Source organism: Mesorhizobium vachelliae (genome assembly GCF_033977325.1).
GTDB lineage: Bacteria > Pseudomonadota > Alphaproteobacteria > Rhizobiales > Rhizobiaceae > Mesorhizobium > Mesorhizobium vachelliae.
This window is the reverse complement of record NZ_JAVIIR010000003.1, coordinates 338,609-357,709: the sequence shown is the minus strand read 5'-3', so window position 1 is coordinate 357,709 and position 19,101 is coordinate 338,609. Positions and strand designations below refer to the sequence as shown.

The following is a 19,101-nucleotide window of genomic DNA, read 5'->3' as shown; positions in this document are numbered from 1 at the left end:
CAGGAAAAGTGTGCAGCGGTTTTCCGTCCGGAATTGCGAAAAACAGAAGTCCAAGGAGCGTTCATGCGCGTCTTCACCGCCTCGCTGGCGACGGAAACCAACACCTTCTCGCCGGTGCCGACCGACCGGGCCTCGTTCGAGATGGCGTTTTACGCCGGCCCGGGAAAACATCCGGAGACGCCGACGCTCTGCTCCTCGCCGATCGTCGCCCTGCGCAAGCGCGCGGCCAAGGAGGGGCTGACCGTCATCGAAGGCACGGCCACCTGGGCGGAGCCCGGCGGCCTGGTGCAGCGGCAGACCTATGAGGCGCTGCGCGACGAGATCCTCGATCAGCTCAAGGCCGCCCTGCCGGTCGACGCCGTCATTCTCGGCCTGCATGGCGCGATGGTGGCGCAGGGCTATGACGATTGCGAAGGCGATCTCCTGGAGCGCGTGCGCGCCATCGTCGGCCCGAAAGTGGTGATCGCCTCGGAATTCGATCCGCACAGCCATCTGACGCCGAAGCGCGTGGCGGCCTGCGATGTCATGGCCTATTTCCTCGAATTCCCGCACACCGATTTCTACGAGCGCGGCGAGCATGTCGTCGAGCTCGGCCTTGCCGCGGCGCGCGGCGAGGTCAAGCCGGTGATATCGACCTTCGACTGCCGCATGATCCAGGTGCTGCCCACCAGCCGCGAGCCGATGCGCTCCTTCGTCGACAGGATCAAGGCGCTGCATGGCAAGGACGGCGTGCTGTCGGTCTCGGTTATCCACGGCTTCATGGCCGCCGACGTGCCCGAAATGGGCACCCGCATCCTGGTCGTCACCGACAACGACAAGGCGAGAGGCGATAAACTCGCCGAGACGCTGGGCTGCGAGCTCTACGGCATGCGCGAAAAGACGGCGATGACGATGCTCTCCGCCTCGGCCGGCATCGAGCGGGCGCTGGCCGTGCGCGCGGAGCGCAAGGACAAACCGGCGGTGATCGCCGACATCTGGGACAATCCGGGCGGCGGCGTGCCCGGCGACGGCACGATCGTGCTGCGCGAGCTGCTCAAGCGCGGCGTGAGCAAGATCGGCGTGGCGACGATCTGGGACCCGATCGCGGTCACCTTCTGCCACGCGGCCGGCGAAGGCGCCGTCATCGACCTGCGCTTCGGCGGCAAGGCCGGACCTCAGGCCGGCGAGCCGATCGATGCCCGCGCCACGGTGCTGAAGACGACCAACGAGGGTTGGCAAAGCTTCGGGCCGAGCCGGGTGACACTGGGGCCGTCGGCGGTGGTGCGCATCGAAGGCACCGAGGTCGACGTCATCCTCAACACCAACCGCACCCAGACCTTCGAACCGGACATTTTTTCTAACATCGGCATCGATCCGATGGGCAAGGACGTGCTGCTGGTCAAGTCGACCAACCATTTCTACGCCGGCTTCGCGCCGATCGCCGCCGAGATCATCTATGTGACGGCGCCGAGCTCTTATCCCAGCAACCCGGCGGTGACGGATTACAGGAAGCTGAACCGGGCTATTTGGCCGAGGGTAAAGGATCCGTGGAAACTGCCAATCTCCCCCCATGTGGGGGAGATGCCCGGCAGGGCAGAGGGGGGCGCGAAGGATCGCGACCTCGCTTAGCTTGGGTAACCGCCAACCGAAAGTGTCGGAGCGACTAAGACGGACTGAGACGTCGGCGGGACAGCGCCCCCCTCTGGCCTGCCGGCCATCTCCCCCACAAGGGGGGAGATCAGCCAATCACACCAGCCCGCGCTTCACCATCATCGCCTCCGGCGAAGGCATCTTGCCGCGGAACGCCGTATATAGCTCTTCCGGATCCTTCGACCCACCCGCGGCGTAGATGTTCTTCTTCAGCCGCTCGGCGAGCTCGGGATTGAAGGCATCGCCGGTCTCCTCGAAGGCGGAGAACGCATCCGCGTCCAGCACTTCCGACCACATGTAGGAATAATAGCCGGCTGAATATCCGTCGCCGGCGAAGACATGGCCGAAATGCGGGGTGCGGTGGCGCATTGCGATCGTGTCGGGCATAGCGAGCTTTTCCAACGTCTCGGCCTCGTAGCGAAGCGGCTCGGCGGGCGCGTCCGGTCGGGCATGATAGGCCATGTCGATCAGCGCCGAGGCGGTGAACTCGACCGTCGCGAAGCCGGCGCCGAAGGTGCGGGCGGCGAGCATCTTGTCGAGCAGCGCCTTAGGCATCGGCTTGCCCGTCTTGACGTGCAGCGCATGCTTTTCCAGCACCGCCGGCACCGTCAGCCAGTGCTCGTAGAGCTGCGAGGGCAATTCGACGAAGTCGCGGCTGACCGAAGTCCCGGAAACCGACGGCCAGGTCACGTCGGTCAGCATGCCGTGCAGCGCATGGCCGAACTCGTGGAACAGCGTCTTTGCCTCGTCGACCGACAGAAGCGCTGCCTCGCCGGCCGGCGGCTTGGCGAAGTTCATGATGTTATAGATGACCGGCCTGGCGCCTTGGCCGAGCTTGTAGCCGGACTGCAGCGCGCTCATCCAGGCGCCGGAGCGTTTTGAGGGCCGCGCGAAATAATCGGCCAGGAACAGGCCGCGCTCGCTGCCGTCGGCATTCTTCACAACGAACGCGCGGGCATCCGGATGCCAAACCGTGATGCCCTTCTTCTCCTCGAAACTGATGCCGAACAGTTTCGTGGCGACGTCGAAGCAGGCCTCGATGACGCGCTCGAGCTGCAGGTACGGCTTCAGCTCCGCCTCGTCGAAAGCGAATTTCTCGGCGCGCAGCTTCTCCTGGTAGAAGCGCCAGTCCCAAGCCGCGAATTTCTCGTTGCTGCCGGCTTCCGCCGCAAGCCGCTCCAGTTCCTTCTGGTCGGCGGCCGCTTTTTCCAGCGCCTTTTCCCACACGGGGTCGAGCAGGTCGTGCACGGCCTTCGGCGTCTTCGCCATCGTGTCGTCCAGCTTCAGCGCCGCGAAAGAATCGTAGCGAAGCAGCTTCGCCTTCTCGGCGCGCAGCTTCAGCATGTCGCGCACCACATCGGTGTTGTCGGAGGCGCCGCCGTTTTGGCCGCGCATGGTGAAGGCTTTGAACGCGACTTCGCGCAAGTCGCGGCGCTCGGAGAAGGTTGAGAACGGCTCGTAGATTGAGCGCGACAGCGTCACTGCATAGCGGCCCTTCTGACCGCGCATCTCGGCCGCTTCCGCCATGGCGCTCTTCAGGAAATCGGGCAGGCCGGCAAGATCGGCTTCGTCGAGAAACAATGCCCAGTCGCGCTCGTCGGCTAGCACATTCTGGCCGAACTTGGTGCCGAGCGAGGAGAGCTCCTCGTTGATCGCGGCGAGCCGCTTCTTGCCCTCGGCATCAAGCTTGGCGCCCGACCGGACAAAACCCTTCCAGGTCTTTTCCAAGACGCGCAGCGTCTCAGGATCGAGCTTCAAGCTGTCGCGGCGCTGATAGAGGTCGTCGATGCGAGCAAACAGTTTCTCGTTCATCGAGATCGCCGAGAAATGCCGCGACATCTTCGGCGAAACCTCGCGCTCCATCGCCTGGATCGTGTCATTGGTGTGGGCGCCGGCGCGGCACCAGAAGATCGACGAGACACGGTCGAGGGCATCGCCCGCCAGTTCGAGCGCCGCCAGCGTGTTCTCGACAGTCGGCGTCTCGCTGTTGCCGGCGATCGTGTCGATCTCGGCCTGATGCGCCGCAAGCGCTGCGTCAAAGACCGGCCCGAAATCATTGTCGCCGATGCGCGAGAAATCCGGCAGGCCGAGCGGCCCTTGCCAGACGGTCAGCGGATGGGCGGCGAGGTCGACGGTTTTTGACATGGGCGGATCCAACAGGGATGATTTGAGAGAGGGCAGGTTGTCCCGGATGTAGGGCGATGCCAGCCATCGCGCAACTCGGGTCGCTCTGGGATGATTAGTAGGCGCTGCAGTCCTGCGCCACCGCCGTCTGGGTGCTGGCGGTGATGCGGCCGCCGGCTACGGTGAAGGTCTCGCGCATCAGCGTATCGTTGCTGGGGAAATCGTAGCAGGCGAGCACCGTGGTCTCGCCCTTCTCGCTTTTTTCGATGCGATGGCGGATCGCCGCGCCCGCGACCGCGCCCTGCCATTCGTCGATCGAGGCGATGAAATCCTGCTTGGTCTGGACCACCCCGATATCGTCGAGCTTCATGCGCACGTCGTCGGAAAGCAGGTCGGACAATTCGGTGCGGTCGGCGACCAGCAGCGCCGAATACCAGCGGTCGATGATGGCGCCGTCATCGGCGCTGGCGCGGGCGAGCGTGGACAACAGCAGCCCCGCCGCGAGAAAGAAGCTCCGCCAGCTCTGCTGCATCACCCCGCCCTTACAGCTCGGGCCGCTCGAAATCGCCGGTTTCCTTGTTCATCACCCACAGCTCCCCGGTCGAGATGTCGAACCACGCGCCATAGAGCGTGAGCTTGCCCTTGCCCTCGAGGATCGAGACACAGGGAAAGGTCTTGAGATTGGCGATGGAATAGCGGATCGAAATACGCTCCAGCGCGGTCTGGCGCTCGGTTGCCGTCATCATCGTGCTGGCGGCCACCGTCTCGGCGGCCGGCGCGATCAGGCTCATCCATTTGCCGATGAAGTCGCCAGGCGACAGCGGCGCCGAATTGGTGTCGAGCGCGGCGCGGATACCGCCGCAGCGGCCGTGACCCATCACCACGATGTTCTTGACTTTCAGGCTCTGCACGGCGAATTCGAGCGCGGCCGAGGTCGAGTGGTACTCGCCGTCCGGCTCGTAGGGCGGCACCAGATTGCCGACATTGCGCAGCACGAAGAGCTCGCCTGGCCCGGCGTCGAAGATCGCTTCCGGGGCGGAGCGCGAATCGCAGCAGGCGACGATCATCGTCTCCGGCGCCTGGCCCTCGCGCGCCAGCGAGCGGTAACGCCCGCTCTCTGCGGGATAGCGGCCATTCATGAAGTTGCGGTAGCCGGTGATCAGATGCTCGGGCAAATGCGGCATGGGCGGCTGAAGCCTTTCCGGGTTTGAGGCGGCAAGGTCGTGCGAACGGAATGCCTGTAGCGGCAAAAGCCCAGAGTGAGCAATGCAGAATTGTCGGCGCTGGCGACAAAGCCATGCGTAAGGCGCCAAAACCGATGATTCGCGTCAGGCCCAGATGGCGACCGGGATGCCGAAACGGTCGACCAGCGGCGGATCGGGCGAAGGCCGCGCCTCACCGCCGGCGATACGCCCGGCAATCAGCATCATCGCCGCCGCGTCGAGGAAGTCGTCGCTCGCCGCGCCCCGTGGCGGCGCCTGATCGAGGAAGGCTTTTTCGTAGCCATGCCGGCAAAGCAACGCCTTGCGCTCCTCCATGCCGGCCGGATTGACCGCGCCCTTGATCTTCTTCGGCAGGGCCATCGCCATGCCATCGTTCAACCGGCAGAACGCCACTTCCGGGTGCGATTCGAAGACCCGGCCGCGCAAATCCGGCTTTGCGATCAGCAAAGCGTCGATCTCGCGGATCTTCGAGAAAATGCCGAAAGCCTGGATGGAAACGCCGCGCGGCGGGTCGGAGGTCTCCATCGCCACGGCGCTTGCACGCCGGTGCGCCGCATACCAGGCCTCGATCGTGGTGAAGTCGCTGGTGTCGGCGTAAAGCGCCGCCCGCGACGGGATGGCGAACACGCTCGATTGCCGCGCCTTAAGCAGCGGCCGCACCAGCGCTTCCGGCCCGCGGCCCCCCTTGCGCGAAAGATCCGGCAGGCCGATCGGCATGTCGACGGCGATGGTGGCATCGGGCAGCGCGTCGAGCAGCGCCTGGAAGCTCGGAAAGACCGAGACCGATGGCGCGGCGTCCGCTTCGCGGTGGACGGCGATCCAGCCGGCCTTGCAGCCGTCGACGCCGGCCAGCGAATGGCCGGCTGGCTTCACGCCCGCTTGTCCCGCCCCGGATGGAGCAGATGGCGCAGCTGCACCATCGCCATCGGGTGCGAAAGGCTCTGCGCGTCGGTTTCGAGCTGCAGCTCGTCGCCGCCGCGCTTGGCTGTGCGGGCGAGGATCTCGTAGACGGCGGCGGTGGTCGATTGCAGCGCCTTGACCGGCGCCTGACCGGAGAGAACGCGTGCCAGATAGACCGCGGCCGTCAGGTCGCCCAGCCCGTTCGGCGGCCTCTCGATCACGCGGTGCTCAGCCAGCAGCGCCTGGCTGCCGTCGAGCAGGAAATTGCCGGTGCCGCCGGTCATCATCGCCGGCGCCGAGGTCACCAGCATGGTCGAAGGCCCGGCATGAAGCGCGGCCGCCGTCACTGCCTTGATGTCGGGTAGCGGAGCCCCCGCCATCCATTCCAGCTCATAGCGGTTGGGAGTGGCGATATCCGCGATCGGCATCAATTTGTCGCGCATGGCTATAGCGGTCGACTCGGGCACGTAGAGCCCGCCGGAATCGCCCATCACCGGATCGCAGACGTAAAGCGCGTTCGGCGTCTTTTCCTTGACGGCGGCGACCAGCGAGGCAACCGCCTCCGCCTGGCCCGCCTCGCCGAGATAGCCCGAAAGCACGGCCCTGACCTCGCCGAGCCACGGCGCGCGCTCGAGATCGGCCATCAGCGCCTTGAACTGGTCGAGCGGCGGCACGATGCGCGTTGCCCGGCTGTGCCCCGGATGCCAGGGCAGGATGACGGTGGGCACCGCCCAGACCGGGAAGCCAAGCGTCTCCAGCGCAAACACCGCCGCTCGGTTGCCGACCGAGCCGCGGGCGACATGGCTGGAGATGACGATGACCGCGCGCGGCGCGTCGGTTTTTTCTGCACTCATGGAAATCTGTTCCTAGCCGCCCCATCCTAGCCACCACGCGTGGCGGCATACACCAGCCAGACCAATAGCCCAATGGCAATGACGAAGCCGAGCGTTCGGCCAATGCGGGTTCCCCAATATTCGATAGGATCGGCGCGGTCGGCGTCGGCGGCGGTTATATGGTCGCGCGCGTCCTTCGCCGTGCGGGTTATGAACGACACTCCGCCCGGCGCAGTCTCGCGCGCCACGCGTTCGAGGATGCGGCGCGATTCGGTCTCGTCGTCCTGGCGCTTGGCCATGGCAATTGCCCTTTCCTGCCCGGACCTTAGAGCAATTCCAGGAAAAGTGCGAAGGGGTTAGGTTCGGCGACTTCGCCGTAGTCCTCCGACCGGAATTGCGTCAAACAAAAGGACAGATTGCTGTTCGCGCAAGTATTCACAGTGGTTCGCGGCTGAGCCGGTTCGGTGTCATCCGCCGGACATTTTCTTACGCGTGGATTGTGGTAATGCTTCGCATGCAACTTCTGTCGAGGGACCAATCATGATCACCGAGCGCCTCTCACTACCCTCCCCCTTCCGCAGCCTGCCCGCCTTGCTGATGATGGCTTTTGTGCTGCCGCTGCTTGCCGGCTGCGGCTACAACACCATCCCGACGGCCGAGGAGAACGCCCATGCGGCCTGGAGCGAGGTGCTCAACCAGTATCAGCGCCGCTCCGACCTGATCCCGAACCTGGTCGAGACGGTCAAGGGCTACGCCTCGCATGAGAAGGACACGCTCGATGCCGTGGTCGAGGCGCGCGCCAAGGCGACGCAGATCACGGTGACGCCGGACACGCTGAAGGACCCCGAAGCGCTGAAGAAGTTCCAGGATGCCCAGGCCGGGCTGACCAGCGCGCTGTCGCGGCTGATCGCGGTGTCGGAAGCCTATCCCGACCTCAAGGCCAACCAGAACTTCCTCGCGCTGCAGGCGCAGCTCGAAGGCACCGAGAACCGCATCGCCGTTGCCCGGCGCGACTACATCCAGGCGGTCAGGGACTACAATCTGACGCTGAAGACCTTCCCGTCCGTGCTGTGGGCGACCTTCTGGTTCCGCGGCAACCAGCCCTTCGCCAACTTCACCGTCGACGAAGACAAGATGCAGGTGCCAAAGGTCGATTTCGGCACCAGCACGACCAAGCAGGGCGGTTGAGCGGCAAATTAGTTTTACGAGCTTACCAACTTTGCGTTCCTTCGCGCCCCCCTCTGTCCTGCCGGACATCCCCCCTTCTAGGGGGGAGATTGGCTGTGCCGTCCGCGGCGCTCCCCTTGCAGCGATGGAGATTGGCGAAGGCCAAGGTGATGTCCAATCTCCCCCCTTGAGGGGGAGATGTCCGGTTTACCCTCCGAAGCTGCGGCGCAGCCGAAGCGAAGGACGGGCAGGCCAGAGGGGGGTGCCTCGCGTTTACCTCTCATTGCTTGGCCTTCTTGCCGCCCTCCTCTTCCCCGTCTTCGCCCTCGCCGCCGACCTTCCCGCCCTCACCGGCCGTGTCGTCGACAATGCCGGCATCATCGATGCCGGCACGCGCGCGGCGCTGACCCAGAAGCTCGCCGACTTCGAGACCAAGGGCTCGGACCAGATCGTCGTCGCCACCATCCCCAGCCTCGGCGGCGAGGAGATCGAGCCTTACGCCAACCGGCTGTTCCGCTTCTGGAAGCTCGGCCAGGCCAAGGAAAACAATGGCGTGCTGCTGCTGGTGGCGCCCAACGACCGCAAGATGCGCATCGAGGTCGGCTACGGGCTGGAAGGCACGCTGACCGACCTGCACACCAAGCTGATCATCGAGAACGACATGGTGCCGGCCTTCCGCGCCGGCGATTTCTCCGGCGGCATCAGCAAGGCCGTCGACGACATGATCATGGTGCTGGAGGGCAATCCCGAGGAATTGGAGGCGCGCGGCAAGCGCAACGAGCAGGCACCGCTCAACTCCGACGACCTGTTCTTCGCCGTCTTCATCGGCATCTGGCTGCTGATCATGTTCGGCAGCATCGCGCTGACCGTGCTGCCGCCAATCTTCGGCCAGAAGATCGGCCCCGGCCGCTATCGCTGGCTCGGCATGACCTTCGACCAGAGCAGGCGCTCCTCCTCGGGCGGCTGGTCTTCCGGGGGCGGCGGCTGGTCGTCGGGCGGCGGTGGCTGGTCGTCGGGAGGTGGCGGATTTTCCGGCGGCGGCGGCTCGTCCGGCGGTGGCGGCTCTTCGGGAAGCTGGTGAGGCACCATGGCAACGCGATCGATCAGCACCGAGGACCATGACCGTATCGCCGATGCGATCCGGACGGCCGAGTTGAAGACCGACGGCGAGATCTACTGCGTCGTCGCCCATTCGAGCGACGGCTATTTCTTTCCGGCCGCTTTCACGATGACGATCGGCCTATCCATCGCCAGCCTCGCCGTCGCCTACGGGCTGGAGGCCTGGTGGCTGTCCATCCGGCTGCCGCATTTCGTGCTGGCGCAAGTGCTGGCGTTGGCCTCGGTGCTCGCACTGCTCTGGTTCCTGCCCGCCTTACGCATCCATTTCGTGCCGAGAAGGCTGCGCTATCAGGCCGCGCACGCCAATGCGGTGAAGCAGTTCCTGGCCCGCAACGTCCACCGCACCCAGGCGCGCACCGGCGTGCTCATCTTCGTCTCCATCGCCGAGCGCTATGCCGAGGTCGTCGCCGACTCCGGTATCGATGCCAAGGTCGGCCAGCATGTCTGGGACGGCGTGGTGCGCGACCTGACGAAGCATGCCGGCGACGACCGGCTGGCGCATGGTTTCGTCACGGCGATCGAATCGGTCGGCGCGGTGCTCGCCGAGCATTTCCCGGTCACCGAAGGGGACACCAACGAGCTCGACGACCACCTCGTCGAAATCTGACCGAACCTGTCCATAAATCCGCGACGCTGGGGGCCTGTCGAGCAGTTTTCCATGCTTCCGATGCGGGCAGGTTCGCCTGTGCGAAAGCGCGGGCGCGACAGAGCGGACTCTTTGCAATCGTGCGAAGCGGGTCTATGGTTAACAAATCATGAACACGCTGACGATCGACATCAGGAAAGCCGAACCGCGCGACGCGAGCGCCATCGCCGAGGTGCACCAGCAGGCCTGGCGCGGTGCCTATTCCGGCATCATCCCGCACCGCACCCTGACCTCGATGATCAACCGCCGCGGCGTCGACTGGTGGGCCAACGCGATTCGCCGCGCCGCCACCGTGCTGGTGGTCGAGATCGGCGGAACGGTCGCCGGCTATGCCACGATCGGCAAGAACCGCGCCCGCGAGCTCCGCCAGCAGGGCGAGATCTACGAGCTCTATCTGCGCCCGGAATATCAGGGCATCGGGCTCGGCAGCCGGCTGTTCAAGGCGGCCAAGGCCCGCCTTGCCGACCACGGCCTGCGCGGCTTGGTTGTATGGGCGCTGGAAGACAACCACAACGCCCTGGCCTTCTATGCCGGCAATGGCGGCCGCGACGTAGCCGAAGGCGTCGAGGTCTTCGAGCAGAAGGCGCTGAAGAAGGTCGCCTTCGTCTGGGAATGACCGAATCGCCGGGCGCCTGCGCCAGGTTACAATCCATCACAAACTGTGCGCTTCCATTAGCGTTCAGTGCCATTCGACGCATTGCACCATGACGCTTCGCCCGCTATCGGTCTTGCAATCGAGAGAGGGATTTTAGCCATGCGTATCGAAGCCGTACCAACCGGAAAGAACCCGCCTGACGACGTCAACGTCATCATCGAGGTGCCGATCGGCGGCGAGCCGATCAAATACGAGATGGACAAGGAGGCCGGCACGCTGTTCGTCGACCGCTTCCTGCACACCTCCATGCGTTATCCCGGCAATTACGGCTTCGTGCCGCACACGCTGTCAGGCGACGGCGATCCGATCGACGTCCTGGTCTGCAACACGCGCGCGCTGGTGCCCGGCTGCGTCATCAACGTGCGGCCGATCGGCGTCCTGATCATGGAAGACAATGCCGGCCAGGACGAGAAGGTGATCGCCGTTCCCTCGCCCAAGCTGACGCTGCGCTACGAGAACGTGACCGAATACACGCATTTGCCTGAGATCACGCGCCAACAGGTCCAGCACTTCTTCGAGCACTACAAGGACCTCGAGCCCGGCAAATGGGTCAAGATCGAGGGCTGGCACGATTCCAAATACGCCAAGAAGATGATCGTCGACGCGATCGCGCGGGCCAAGGCGGCTAAGTAAGGCTTTAACGCATTCCCTGACGGAAGACCGTTAGCTTTAGCGAACGGCCTTCTCGCCGCCGGCCGCCGTGATGACGCCGACGATGATCAGCCCGGTCAGCACCAGCCGCACGCCGGCGCTGACGCCGAATGTGTTGAGCATGGTGAGCAGGAGCACCAGGAACAGGCCGGCGCCCCAGACGCCGGGCACATTGGCCTTGCCGCCGGCGACCGACGTGCCGCCGATGACCACGACCGCGATCGAGGCGAGCAGATATTCGTTGCCGATATCGACATTGGCGCCGCGGAAATAGCCGGCAAGCAGCGCGCCGTCGATGCCGCCAAGCGCCCCGCACAGCGTATAGGTGAGGAAGCGGATGCGGCCGACATGGACGCCTGCGAGCCAGGCGGCGCGGATGTTCTGGCCGATGGCCAGCACCGAGCGGCCGTAGATCATGCGCTGGAGCGCAAGCGCTGCGCCAACGGTGAAGACCACCGTCAGCATAGCCAGCACCGGAATGCCCAGCACCTGCCAGTTGGTGAAGTCGGCGAAGCCCGGCGGCGGCTTGATCTGCAGGCCGCGGCCATAGCTGATGTCGACCGACTGGATGATGAAACTCGCCGACAGCGTGGCGATGATCGGCGGGATGCGCAGCGCCCAGATCAGGAGATAGTTGATGGCACCGATCGCGGCGCCGCAGGCGAGCGCGGCAAGCAGCCCGACGACGATCATGGAATCGCTGCCGCCCATCACCTTCATCGCGACCGCGCTTGCCAGCCCGATATTGGCCGGCAGCGACAGGTCGACATTGCCCGGTCCCAGCGTGATGACGAACATCTGGCCGACGCCGACGATGACGGTGAAGACGGCAAGCGACAGCGCCGCCGTGACCATGCCGCCGGCGCCATAGCCGCCCGTGAAGGCGATCGTCGCCACCCAAACGACGAGCGCGCCGGCGAAGGACCAGATCCAGGGTTTTTCGAGCAGCGTCCGCACCGAGGTCATCGCTCACCTCTCCCTGCGGCTGATCAGCACCCGCGCCGCCAGCACGATGATCAGGATCGCGCCATTGGCGGCTACCTGCCAGTCGGGCGGGATGTGCATGAAGGTGAGCAGCGGCGAGGCCGCCAAAGCCAGCGTCAGCGCGCCGATGACCGCGCCGATCGGCGACACGCGCCCGCCTACGAACTCGCCGCCGCCGAGAATGACGCCGGCGATCGAAAGCAGTGTGTAGCCGTTGCCGATATTGGCGTCGGCCGAGGTGGTGATGCCAATCAGCGCCATGCCGGAAAGCACGCCGAACAGGCCGGTCAGCGCGAACAGCACGATCTTGGTGCGAAGCAGCGACCAGCCAGCGCGCCGCAGCGCCGCGGCGTTGCCGCCCGAACCGCGCAGGATGACGCCATAGGAGGTGCGCATCAGGCCGAAATGCACGACCGCGGCGATCAGCAGCGCGGCAAGGATCGGGAACGGGATGTAGGGCGGCTTGAAGGACATGATCGCAAGCAGCCAGTCCGGCGCCTTGCCGCCGGGCTTGGGCAGGACGAGGATGGCAAGCCCCTGCCAGACGAAGCTCATGCCGAGCGTAACGACGATCGAGGGCAGGTTGCGCAGGTGGATCAGCGCGCCGAGCAGTGCATAGACGCCGATCGAGCCCAGCAGCACGACGACGCCCAGCAGCGGAGCGTCCCTGAGCCAGGTCGCGGTGACGCAGCCGACGAAGCCGACGAATGTCCCTATCGACAGATCGAGCTCATTGCCGGCGATGACGAACATCTGCGCGATCGTCGCCAGCGCGATCGGGATCGCCAGGTTCAGCATCAAATTGAAGCCGAAATAGCTGATGGCGCGCGGGTTGAGCCAGGCAATCGCGATCAGCACCAGCGCCAGCGACAAAGCGGGAAGAAGGCCGCGCAGCAGGCGCGCCCTGGCTGCGCTGCCGCGCGGCGAGGATTTCGGGAGCGTGCCGGGAACGATCGCGGTCATCTCAGGCCGCATCGCCGAACGAGGACTGGATGATCTTTTCCTCCGTCAGCTCGTCGCGCCCGAGATTGGCGACGATGCGGCCGTTCTTGAAGACGTAGACATGGTCGCAATTGTCGAGCTCTTCGGTTTCGGTGGTGTACCAGAGGAAGGTTCGGCCCTTGGCGGCCTCCTCGCGCAGGAGGTCGTAGACTTCGAGTTTGGTGCCGATGTCGACGCCGCGCATCGGGTCGTCCATCAGCACGATCTCCGCGTCGGAGCCGAGCGCGCGGGCAAACAAAGCCTTCTGCTGGTTGCCGCCCGACAGCGAATAGATGTTGTTGTTCATGTCCGGCGTGCGGATGCCGATCTTCTGCTTCCAGAATTCGGCGAGCTCGGCCTCGCGCTGGGGCGAGATCAGCAACCCGTTGCGCAGCCTGGCCAGCGAGCGGATGCCGATGTTCTGGGCGATCGACCATTGCGAAAAGATGCCGTCCGACTGGCGGTCGCCAGCGACCAGCGCCACGGGCGCGGTGACCTCGATGCCGGCTTTGGCGCGAGAGGCGGCCGAGAAGATCGCCAGGAGCAGGTCGGTCTGGCCATGGCCTGCAAGGCCTGCGAGCCCGATGATCTCGCCGGCACGGGCGACGAGCTCCTTGTCGTCCTGTTGCCGCGCCGGACGCGCCCTGACCCGCAGCGCGCCTGCCTCGGTCTTCCGGGCTTCGGCAGCGGCCTTCTGATGCCCCTCGGCGCCGCCCATGGCGGCGACGAGCTTGTCGCGATCAAAAGCGCTGGCGGCATCAGCCGCGACCACCTTGCCGTCGCGCATCACCACGATACGGTCGGCGTTCTGCAGCACCTCGCCCAGCACATGCGAGATCAGGATGCAGCTGCCGCCTTGCTCGACGAAGCGACGCACGAAGGACAGCAGTTGGCCCGCCGTATGCGCATCGAGCGAGGAGGTCGGCTCGTCGAGGATGACCAGATGCAGCGGCTCGCGGGTCAGCGTGAAGGCGCGCGCCACCTCGACCATCTGCCGCCTGCCGATCGAGAGATCGCCGGCAATGTCGTCCGCCGAAATGCCGTGGTCCGGGAAGATCTCGTCGAGCTTGGCGCAGATGAGATCGGCGGCTCTGCGCCGCCAGCCGAAGCCGGCGAGCGAGGGATGGTTGATGCGCGTGTTCTCGGCGACGCTGAGATTGGGGCAGAGCGACAGTTCCTGGAACACGCAGCGTATGCCGAGCTCAAGCGCCCGCGCCACCGAATAGCTCGCCTCCTGATTGCCGCGCACGGCGATTTGCCCGCCATCCGGCCGCAGCGTGCCGGCCACCATATGCATGAGCGTCGACTTGCCGGCGCCATTATGCCCGACCAGCCCGACGCATTCGCCGGCGCCGACATGGAAGTCGACGCCGTTAAGCGCCCGAACGGCGCCGAAATGTTTTTCGGCGCCGTCCAGTCTGACGATATCCGCAATAGCCTGGAGCATCCTCAACTCTACCCGGTTGGCGATGCGGGCGGCAACGCGCCCACAGCTATTGCTTGATGTTGGCCTTGATGGCCGCGATGGCGTCTTCCTGCGTGTATTCGTGGGTGGCCACACCACCTTCTTTGATCTTCGGCAGCGCGGCCTCAAAATCATCCTGGGTGAAGGCCAGATAGGGCACCAGAAGGTCGTGTGGGATGTCCTTGCGGCCATCGAGCACCTGCTGCGCCACCCAGAAGGCGAGCGTCGACACGCCGGGCGCGATCGAGGCCGACCAGGTCTTGTAGCCGTCCTTCTCCTTCTGCTCCTTCCACCACTTCAGCTCGTCCTGGCGGTTGCCCATGATAATGGTCGGACGCGGCTTGCCGGCGGCGGCGAAGGCTTGCGCGGCGCCATAGCCGTCGCCGCCCTGGTCGACGATACCGACGACGTCAGGCAGCGACGGCAGGATGGTCGCCACCGCCTTCTGCGCCGTGGTCTGGTCCCAGTCGCCGGTCACCGAGCCGACGATCTTGAACTCGGGATGCGCGGCGACACCCTCGAGGATGCCGGCATGGATGGCATCGTCGATCGATGTGCCAGCGAGACCGCGGATTTCCAGCAGATTGCCGCCCTTGGGCTGGAATTTGGCCATCTGCTCGACTTCCTGCTTGCCCATGTCCTTGAAGTCGACGACGACGCGGTAGGCGCAAGGCTCGGTCACGGTGCCGTCGAAGGAGACGACGGTGATGCCGGCGTCGCAGGCCTGCTTGATGGCGCCGTTCAGCGCATCGGGCGAGGCGGCGTTGATGACGATGGCGTCATAGCCCTGCAGGATCAGGTTCTGCACCTGCGCGGCCTGGGTTGGCACTTCCTTGTCGGCGGTGGTGAAGACATCCGCCGCGCCGACGATCTTGTCGTCGACCGCTTTCTTGGTGACGATGCCGTAGCTGTCGAGCATCGCCTGGCGCCACGAATTGCCGGCATAATTGTTGGAAAAGGCGATCTTCTTGCCGCTGGTGTCGGCAAGCGCGGTGCCCGAGGCGAGCATAGCCGCGAATGCACCCAATACGAGCAGTTTCTTCATGTCGGTTCCTCCCGAGTTTGCTGGTCTTGACGGATGGTCGTAACGCGAATTCCCTGTTTTTTATCTATTGTCAGACAAATTCAGAGGAACGGCAAGCTGTCAACTGCAAAGCATTGGCGCTGGCCGATCAACTTGCGGTGCCACGATTGAAAAGGCGGCGATTCCTGGTCTAGGAACGTGGCAGGAGGCCAATGCATGGCAGTGACGCCGACCGTTGCTAAAGGCGCGCCCGGGATTCCGGCGCGCTGGACATCAAGCGCCAAGAGCGGCGTAGGCACCGCCCTTTCGGCAAAAAGCCCGCTCTGGTTCACCACCAGCCACGGCATCCTGAACGAAATCTACTATCCGCGCCTCGACAGCGCCTGCACGCGCGACCTGGGGCTGATCGTCACCGGCCCCGGCGGTTATTTTTCCGAAGAGAAGCGTGATGCGGCCCATACCGTCGAACCTTTCGAGGACGGTGTCCCCGGTTACCGGCTGACCAACACTGCTTCCGACGGCGCTTACCGCCTCGAGAAGCGCATCGTTACGGATTCGAAACGACCTGTGCTGCTGCAGGAAACCAGCTTCACCGCGATCAAGGGCCAGGCTACCGGCTATCGCGTCTACGCGCTGCTGGCACCGCATCTCGTCAACGCCGGCATGGGCAACACAGCCTGGATCGGCGAGCACAAGGGACAGCGCATCCTTTTCGCCACCGGACGCGGCGTGTCGCTGGCGCTTGCCTCCTCCTTGCCCTGGGGTGCCTGCTCGGCCGGCTATGTCGGCGTCTCAGACGGCTGGCAGCAGCTGCACGATAACGGCGCGCTCGAGCCTTCCTGCCATACAGCCGAGAACGGCAATGTCGCGCTCACCGGCGAGATCGGCTTTTCGGCCGGCAAGACGGTTGCGTTGCTTGCGCTCAGCTTCGGCGCTTCGCCCGAGGAAGCCGCCGAGTTCGCTCTTGCAAGCCTGGAACAGGGTTTCGAGCCGGCGGCCAAGACCTATGTCGAGAACTGGCGGAAATTCCAGGCAGGGCTGGAAAAACTCGACCGCCGCGGCGCCTCGGGTTTGAACACCTACCGCGCCAGCTCGGCGGTGCTGGCAACGCATCTGTCGATCGCGAGACCGGGCGCCGCCGTCGCCAGCCTGTCGATCCCCTGGGGCTTCAACAAGGGCGACGACGATCTCGGCGGCTATCATCTCGTCTGGCCGCGCGACCTGGTCGAGACGGCGGGCGGCTTCCTGGCCGCCGGCGACGGCAGGCAGGCGCTGCAGATCCTCACCTATCTGCGTTCGATCCAGCAGCCGGACGGCCACTGGCCGCAAAATTGCTGGTCCGACGGCACTGCCTATTGGCCCGGTATCCAGATGGACGAATGCGCCTTTCCGCTGCTGCTCGCCGACGCCTTGCGCCGCGCCGGCCATTTGCCGAAGTCGAGGCTTGCCGACTTCCTGGCCATGATCGAGAACGCGGCCGCCTATGTCGCGCGCAACGGCCCGGTCACTGGCGAGGATCGCTGGGAAGAAGATGCCGGCTACAGCCCGTTCACGCTGGCCGTGGAGATAGCGGGATTGCTCGCCGCCGCCGATATGCTGGATGCCTGCGGAAAAAATGAGCCGGCAAAATATATTCGCGAAACGGCCGATTGCTGGAACGACCAGGTCGAGCGCTGGACCTATGTCACTGGCACTGAGGCAAGCGCCAGGGCAGGCATCGAAGGCTATTATATCCGTATCGCACCGCCCGACGATGGCGGCGCCGCCTCGCCCAAGGACGGTTTCGTGCCGATCAAGAACCGGCCGCCGGGCGATACCGACAAGCCGGCCGAAGCGATCATCAGCCCGGACGCCTTGGCGCTGGTGCGTTTCGGGCTCAGGGCGGCGGACGACTCGCGCATCCTCAACACCGTCAAGGCGATCGACGCCGAGCTGCGCTGCGACCTGCCGCAAGGGCGGCTCTGGTACCGCTATAGCGGCGACGGCTATGGCGAGCACGAGGATGGTGCGCCTTTCGACGGCACCGGCAAGGGACGAGCGTGGCCGCTGCTTGCCGGCGAGCGCGCCCATTACGAGCTGGCCGCCGGCCGCAAGGACAAAGCAGCGCAACTGCTTGACACCTTCGAACGCTCGGCCGGCGTGGGCGGCCTCTTGCCGGAGCAGGTCTGGGATCGCCCAGACATGCCGGACCGCGAATTGCGGCTTGGCGCCCCTTCCGGCAGCGCCATGCCGCTGGTCTGGGCGCATGCCGAGCACATCAAGCTGTTGCGCTCGCTGCGCGATGGCGCCGTCTTCGACCTGCCGCCGCAGGGCGTCGAACGCTACATCAAGGGCAGGACGGTATCGTCGCTGCGGATCTGGCGTTTCAACAACAAGATCCGCTCCATCCCTGCCGGCAAGGCGCTGCGCGTCGAATTGTCGGCGCCGGGCGTCGTTCATTGGAGCAGTGACAAATGGCTGACCGTGCAGGACAGCAGGACGGCAGAGAATGCATTCGGCATCCATCTGGTGGATTTGCCCGTTAACCGCCTGAAGCCGGGAACCGCGATCGTTTTCACTTTTTTCTGGCCCGAGGCGATGCGTTGGGAGAATGTCGACTTCAGCGTCGGCATCGACGCGTCATAAATCGACGCAGCAGGGCCAGTAGATTTCTTCTTTCCTCAAGCAATCGGGATGAAACCATGCAGATCGGAATGATGGGACTGGGCAGGATGGGCGCCAACATGGTGCGGCGCCTGTTGCGCGACGGCCATGAATGCGTCGTCTACGACATCAATTCGGCAAGCGTCGCCAGCATGGTCAAGGACGGCGCCGTCGGTGCCGCCTCGCTGGAGGAGTTCGTCGGCAAGCTCGCCAAGCCGCGCTGCGCCTGGCTGATGCTGCCGGCCGCGATCACCGGCAAGATCGTCGACCAGGTCGCGGCACTTATGGAGCCGGGCGACATCATCATCGACGGCGGCAATTCCTATTATCATGACGCCGTCGACCAGGCGGCCAAGCTTGCGGTGAAGGGCATCAACTTCGTCGATGTCGGCACCAGCGGCGGCGTCTGGGGCCTGGAGCGCGGCTACTGCCTGATGATCGGCGGCCCCGACGAAGCGGTGAAGCATCTGGATTCGGTCTTCGCCACGCTGGCGCCGGGCGCGGATGCCGGCGCCAATCCATCAAAGGATGACGGCACGGCGGCTTTCGGCTACCTGCATTGCGGTCCGAGCGGCGCCGGCCACTTCGTCAAGATGGTGCATAACGGCATCGAATACGGTGTCATGGCCGCCTATGCCGAGGGCATGAACATCCTGAAGTCGGCCAATGCCGGCAAAAGGCAGCGCACCGCCGACGCCGAGACCAGCCCGCTCGAGAGCCCGCAATACTACCAGTTCGACATCGACCTGCCGCAGGTCGCCGAGGTCTGGCGGCATGGCAGCGTCATCGGCTCCTGGCTGCTCGATCTCACCGCCGGCGCCTTGAAGAGCGATCCGGCGCTTGCCCAGTACGGCGGCCGCGTCTCCGATTCCGGCGAGGGCCGCTGGACGCTGAAGGCGGCTATCGACACAGGCGTTCCTGCGCCGGTGCTGTCCTCGGCGCTGTTCGACCGCTTCTCCTCGCAGGGCGAATCGCAATTCGCCGACAAGCTCCTGTCCGCCATGCGCTATGCCTTCGGCGGCCATGTCGAAAAGCCCAAGACCAGCGCGTGAGGGGA

Annotated in this window: 18 protein-coding genes; 8 read left to right on the top strand and 10 right to left on the bottom strand. The window is 65.1% G+C overall.

Annotated features, from left to right (window positions below; genetic code table 11):
- Nucleotides 1-63 precede the first annotated feature (63 nt).
- Nucleotides 64-1,608, top strand: a complete 1,545-nt coding sequence (locus tag RFM41_RS08655) for a M81 family metallopeptidase (RefSeq protein ID WP_320247488.1) — start codon at nucleotides 64-66, stop codon at nucleotides 1,606-1,608.
- A gap of 117 nt (nucleotides 1,609-1,725) precedes the next feature.
- Here the strand turns inward: RFM41_RS08655 and RFM41_RS08650 are convergent, their stop codons facing one another.
- The 6 genes from RFM41_RS08650 to RFM41_RS08625 form a co-directional block, all read right to left on the bottom strand.
- Complete coding sequence (locus RFM41_RS08650) at nucleotides 1,726-3,774, bottom strand: M3 family metallopeptidase (protein WP_320247490.1); 2,049 nt, start codon at nucleotides 3,772-3,774, stop codon at nucleotides 1,726-1,728.
- A gap of 94 nt (nucleotides 3,775-3,868) precedes the next feature.
- Nucleotides 3,869-4,285 (bottom strand): nuclear transport factor 2 family protein, encoded by a 417-nt coding sequence (locus RFM41_RS08645; protein WP_320247492.1) that lies wholly within the window; start codon nucleotides 4,283-4,285, stop codon nucleotides 3,869-3,871.
- A gap of 10 nt (nucleotides 4,286-4,295) precedes the next feature.
- The gene (locus RFM41_RS08640; RefSeq protein ID WP_320247494.1) at nucleotides 4,296-4,937 is read right to left on the bottom strand and encodes a carbonic anhydrase; all 642 of its coding nucleotides are present in this window, start codon (nucleotides 4,935-4,937) and stop codon (nucleotides 4,296-4,298) included.
- Between the two features lie 144 nt (nucleotides 4,938-5,081).
- Nucleotides 5,082-5,849, bottom strand: coding sequence for a DUF429 domain-containing protein (locus tag RFM41_RS08635; protein ID WP_320247496.1), 768 nt, complete (start codon nucleotides 5,847-5,849; stop codon nucleotides 5,082-5,084).
- Nucleotides 5,846-6,730, bottom strand: coding sequence for a pyridoxal kinase PdxY (pdxY, locus tag RFM41_RS08630; protein WP_320247498.1), 885 nt, complete (start codon nucleotides 6,728-6,730; stop codon nucleotides 5,846-5,848). Before pdxY ends, RFM41_RS08635 begins: the two co-directional genes overlap by 4 nt.
- 26 nt (nucleotides 6,731-6,756) lie before the next feature.
- Nucleotides 6,757-7,008: a hypothetical protein gene (locus tag RFM41_RS08625; protein WP_320247500.1), complete on the bottom strand. Its 252-nt coding sequence runs from the start codon at nucleotides 7,006-7,008 to the stop codon at nucleotides 6,757-6,759.
- A gap of 241 nt (nucleotides 7,009-7,249) precedes the next feature.
- Here RFM41_RS08625 and RFM41_RS08620 point away from each other — a divergent pair, with 241 nt between their 5' ends.
- The 5 genes from RFM41_RS08620 (at nucleotide 7,250) to ppa (ending at nucleotide 10,929) form a co-directional block, all read left to right on the top strand.
- The gene (locus RFM41_RS08620) at nucleotides 7,250-7,897 is read left to right on the top strand and encodes a LemA family protein (RefSeq protein ID WP_320247502.1); all 648 of its coding nucleotides are present in this window, start codon (nucleotides 7,250-7,252) and stop codon (nucleotides 7,895-7,897) included.
- Between the two features lie 166 nt (nucleotides 7,898-8,063).
- Entirely contained in the window at nucleotides 8,064-8,957 is an 894-nt protein-coding gene (locus RFM41_RS08615; protein ID WP_430691514.1) for a TPM domain-containing protein, read from the top strand.
- Between the two features lie 6 nt (nucleotides 8,958-8,963).
- Nucleotides 8,964-9,602 (top strand): TPM domain-containing protein, encoded by a 639-nt coding sequence (locus tag RFM41_RS08610; RefSeq protein WP_320247504.1) that lies wholly within the window; start codon nucleotides 8,964-8,966, stop codon nucleotides 9,600-9,602.
- A gap of 148 nt (nucleotides 9,603-9,750) precedes the next feature.
- Nucleotides 9,751-10,257: a GNAT family N-acetyltransferase gene (locus RFM41_RS08605; RefSeq protein WP_320247506.1), complete on the top strand. Its 507-nt coding sequence runs from the start codon at nucleotides 9,751-9,753 to the stop codon at nucleotides 10,255-10,257.
- Between the two features lie 138 nt (nucleotides 10,258-10,395).
- Nucleotides 10,396-10,929, top strand: a complete 534-nt coding sequence (gene ppa, locus RFM41_RS08600) for an inorganic diphosphatase (protein ID WP_112128634.1) — start codon at nucleotides 10,396-10,398, stop codon at nucleotides 10,927-10,929.
- Nucleotides 10,930-10,965: 36 nt separating this feature from the next.
- Here ppa and RFM41_RS08595 read toward each other — a convergent pair whose 3' ends face one another.
- From RFM41_RS08595 to RFM41_RS08580, 4 genes are read right to left on the bottom strand one after another with little or no spacing between them, the layout of a single operon-like run.
- Nucleotides 10,966-11,913, bottom strand: a complete 948-nt coding sequence (locus tag RFM41_RS08595; protein WP_320247509.1) for an ABC transporter permease — start codon at nucleotides 11,911-11,913, stop codon at nucleotides 10,966-10,968.
- A 3-nt stretch (nucleotides 11,914-11,916) separates the two neighbouring features.
- A complete protein-coding gene (locus RFM41_RS08590) occupies nucleotides 11,917-12,894 on the bottom strand; it encodes an ABC transporter permease (RefSeq protein WP_320247511.1) in 978 nt (325 codons plus the stop codon).
- A gap of 1 nt (nucleotide 12,895) precedes the next feature.
- Nucleotides 12,896-14,359, bottom strand: coding sequence for a sugar ABC transporter ATP-binding protein (locus tag RFM41_RS08585; protein ID WP_320247513.1), 1,464 nt, complete (start codon nucleotides 14,357-14,359; stop codon nucleotides 12,896-12,898).
- 46 nt (nucleotides 14,360-14,405) lie between these two features.
- Nucleotides 14,406-15,422, bottom strand: coding sequence for an ABC transporter substrate-binding protein (locus tag RFM41_RS08580; protein WP_320247515.1), 1,017 nt, complete (start codon nucleotides 15,420-15,422; stop codon nucleotides 14,406-14,408).
- Between the two features lie 195 nt (nucleotides 15,423-15,617).
- Between RFM41_RS08580 and RFM41_RS08575 the strand changes: the two genes are divergently transcribed.
- Together RFM41_RS08575 and gnd are read left to right on the top strand one after the other, a co-directional pair.
- Nucleotides 15,618-18,026 carry a glucan 1,4-alpha-glucosidase gene (locus tag RFM41_RS08575; RefSeq protein ID WP_320247517.1) on the top strand — a complete coding sequence of 803 codons (2,409 nt, stop codon included), beginning with the start codon at nucleotides 15,618-15,620 and terminating at the stop codon, nucleotides 18,024-18,026.
- Nucleotides 18,027-18,082: 56 nt separating this feature from the next.
- Nucleotides 18,083-19,096, top strand: a complete 1,014-nt coding sequence (gene gnd / locus RFM41_RS08570) for a phosphogluconate dehydrogenase (NAD(+)-dependent, decarboxylating) (protein WP_320247519.1) — start codon at nucleotides 18,083-18,085, stop codon at nucleotides 19,094-19,096.
- Nucleotides 19,097-19,101 lie beyond the last annotated feature (5 nt).

Bases quoted from the DNA above. Each gene is read 5' to 3' on its own strand.
- RFM41_RS08605 (WP_320247506.1), top strand. From the start codon at position 9,751: ATGAACACGCTGACGATCGACATCAGGAAAGCCGAACCGCGCGACGCG.
- RFM41_RS08625 (WP_320247500.1), bottom strand. From the start codon at position 7,008: ATGGCCAAGCGCCAGGACGACGAGACCGAATCGCGCCGCATCCTCGAA.
- RFM41_RS08650 (WP_320247490.1), bottom strand. From the start codon at position 3,774: ATGTCAAAAACCGTCGACCTCGCCGCCCATCCGCTGACCGTCTGGCAA.
- RFM41_RS08585 (WP_320247513.1), bottom strand. From the start codon at position 14,359: ATGCTCCAGGCTATTGCGGATATCGTCAGACTGGACGGCGCCGAAAAA.
- RFM41_RS08595 (WP_320247509.1), bottom strand. From the start codon at position 11,913: ATGACCTCGGTGCGGACGCTGCTCGAAAAACCCTGGATCTGGTCCTTC.
- RFM41_RS08590 (WP_320247511.1), bottom strand. From the start codon at position 12,894: ATGACCGCGATCGTTCCCGGCACGCTCCCGAAATCCTCGCCGCGCGGC.
- ppa (WP_112128634.1), top strand. From the start codon at position 10,396: ATGCGTATCGAAGCCGTACCAACCGGAAAGAACCCGCCTGACGACGTC.
- RFM41_RS08610 (WP_320247504.1), top strand. From the start codon at position 8,964: ATGGCAACGCGATCGATCAGCACCGAGGACCATGACCGTATCGCCGAT.
- RFM41_RS08620 (WP_320247502.1), top strand. From the start codon at position 7,250: ATGATCACCGAGCGCCTCTCACTACCCTCCCCCTTCCGCAGCCTGCCC.
- pdxY (WP_320247498.1), bottom strand. From the start codon at position 6,730: ATGAGTGCAGAAAAAACCGACGCGCCGCGCGCGGTCATCGTCATCTCC.
- RFM41_RS08655 (WP_320247488.1), top strand. From the start codon at position 64: ATGCGCGTCTTCACCGCCTCGCTGGCGACGGAAACCAACACCTTCTCG.
- RFM41_RS08640 (WP_320247494.1), bottom strand. From the start codon at position 4,937: ATGCCGCATTTGCCCGAGCATCTGATCACCGGCTACCGCAACTTCATG.
- RFM41_RS08645 (WP_320247492.1), bottom strand. From the start codon at position 4,285: ATGCAGCAGAGCTGGCGGAGCTTCTTTCTCGCGGCGGGGCTGCTGTTG.
- gnd (WP_320247519.1), top strand. From the start codon at position 18,083: ATGCAGATCGGAATGATGGGACTGGGCAGGATGGGCGCCAACATGGTG.
- RFM41_RS08580 (WP_320247515.1), bottom strand. From the start codon at position 15,422: ATGAAGAAACTGCTCGTATTGGGTGCATTCGCGGCTATGCTCGCCTCG.
- RFM41_RS08575 (WP_320247517.1), top strand. From the start codon at position 15,618: ATGGCAGTGACGCCGACCGTTGCTAAAGGCGCGCCCGGGATTCCGGCG.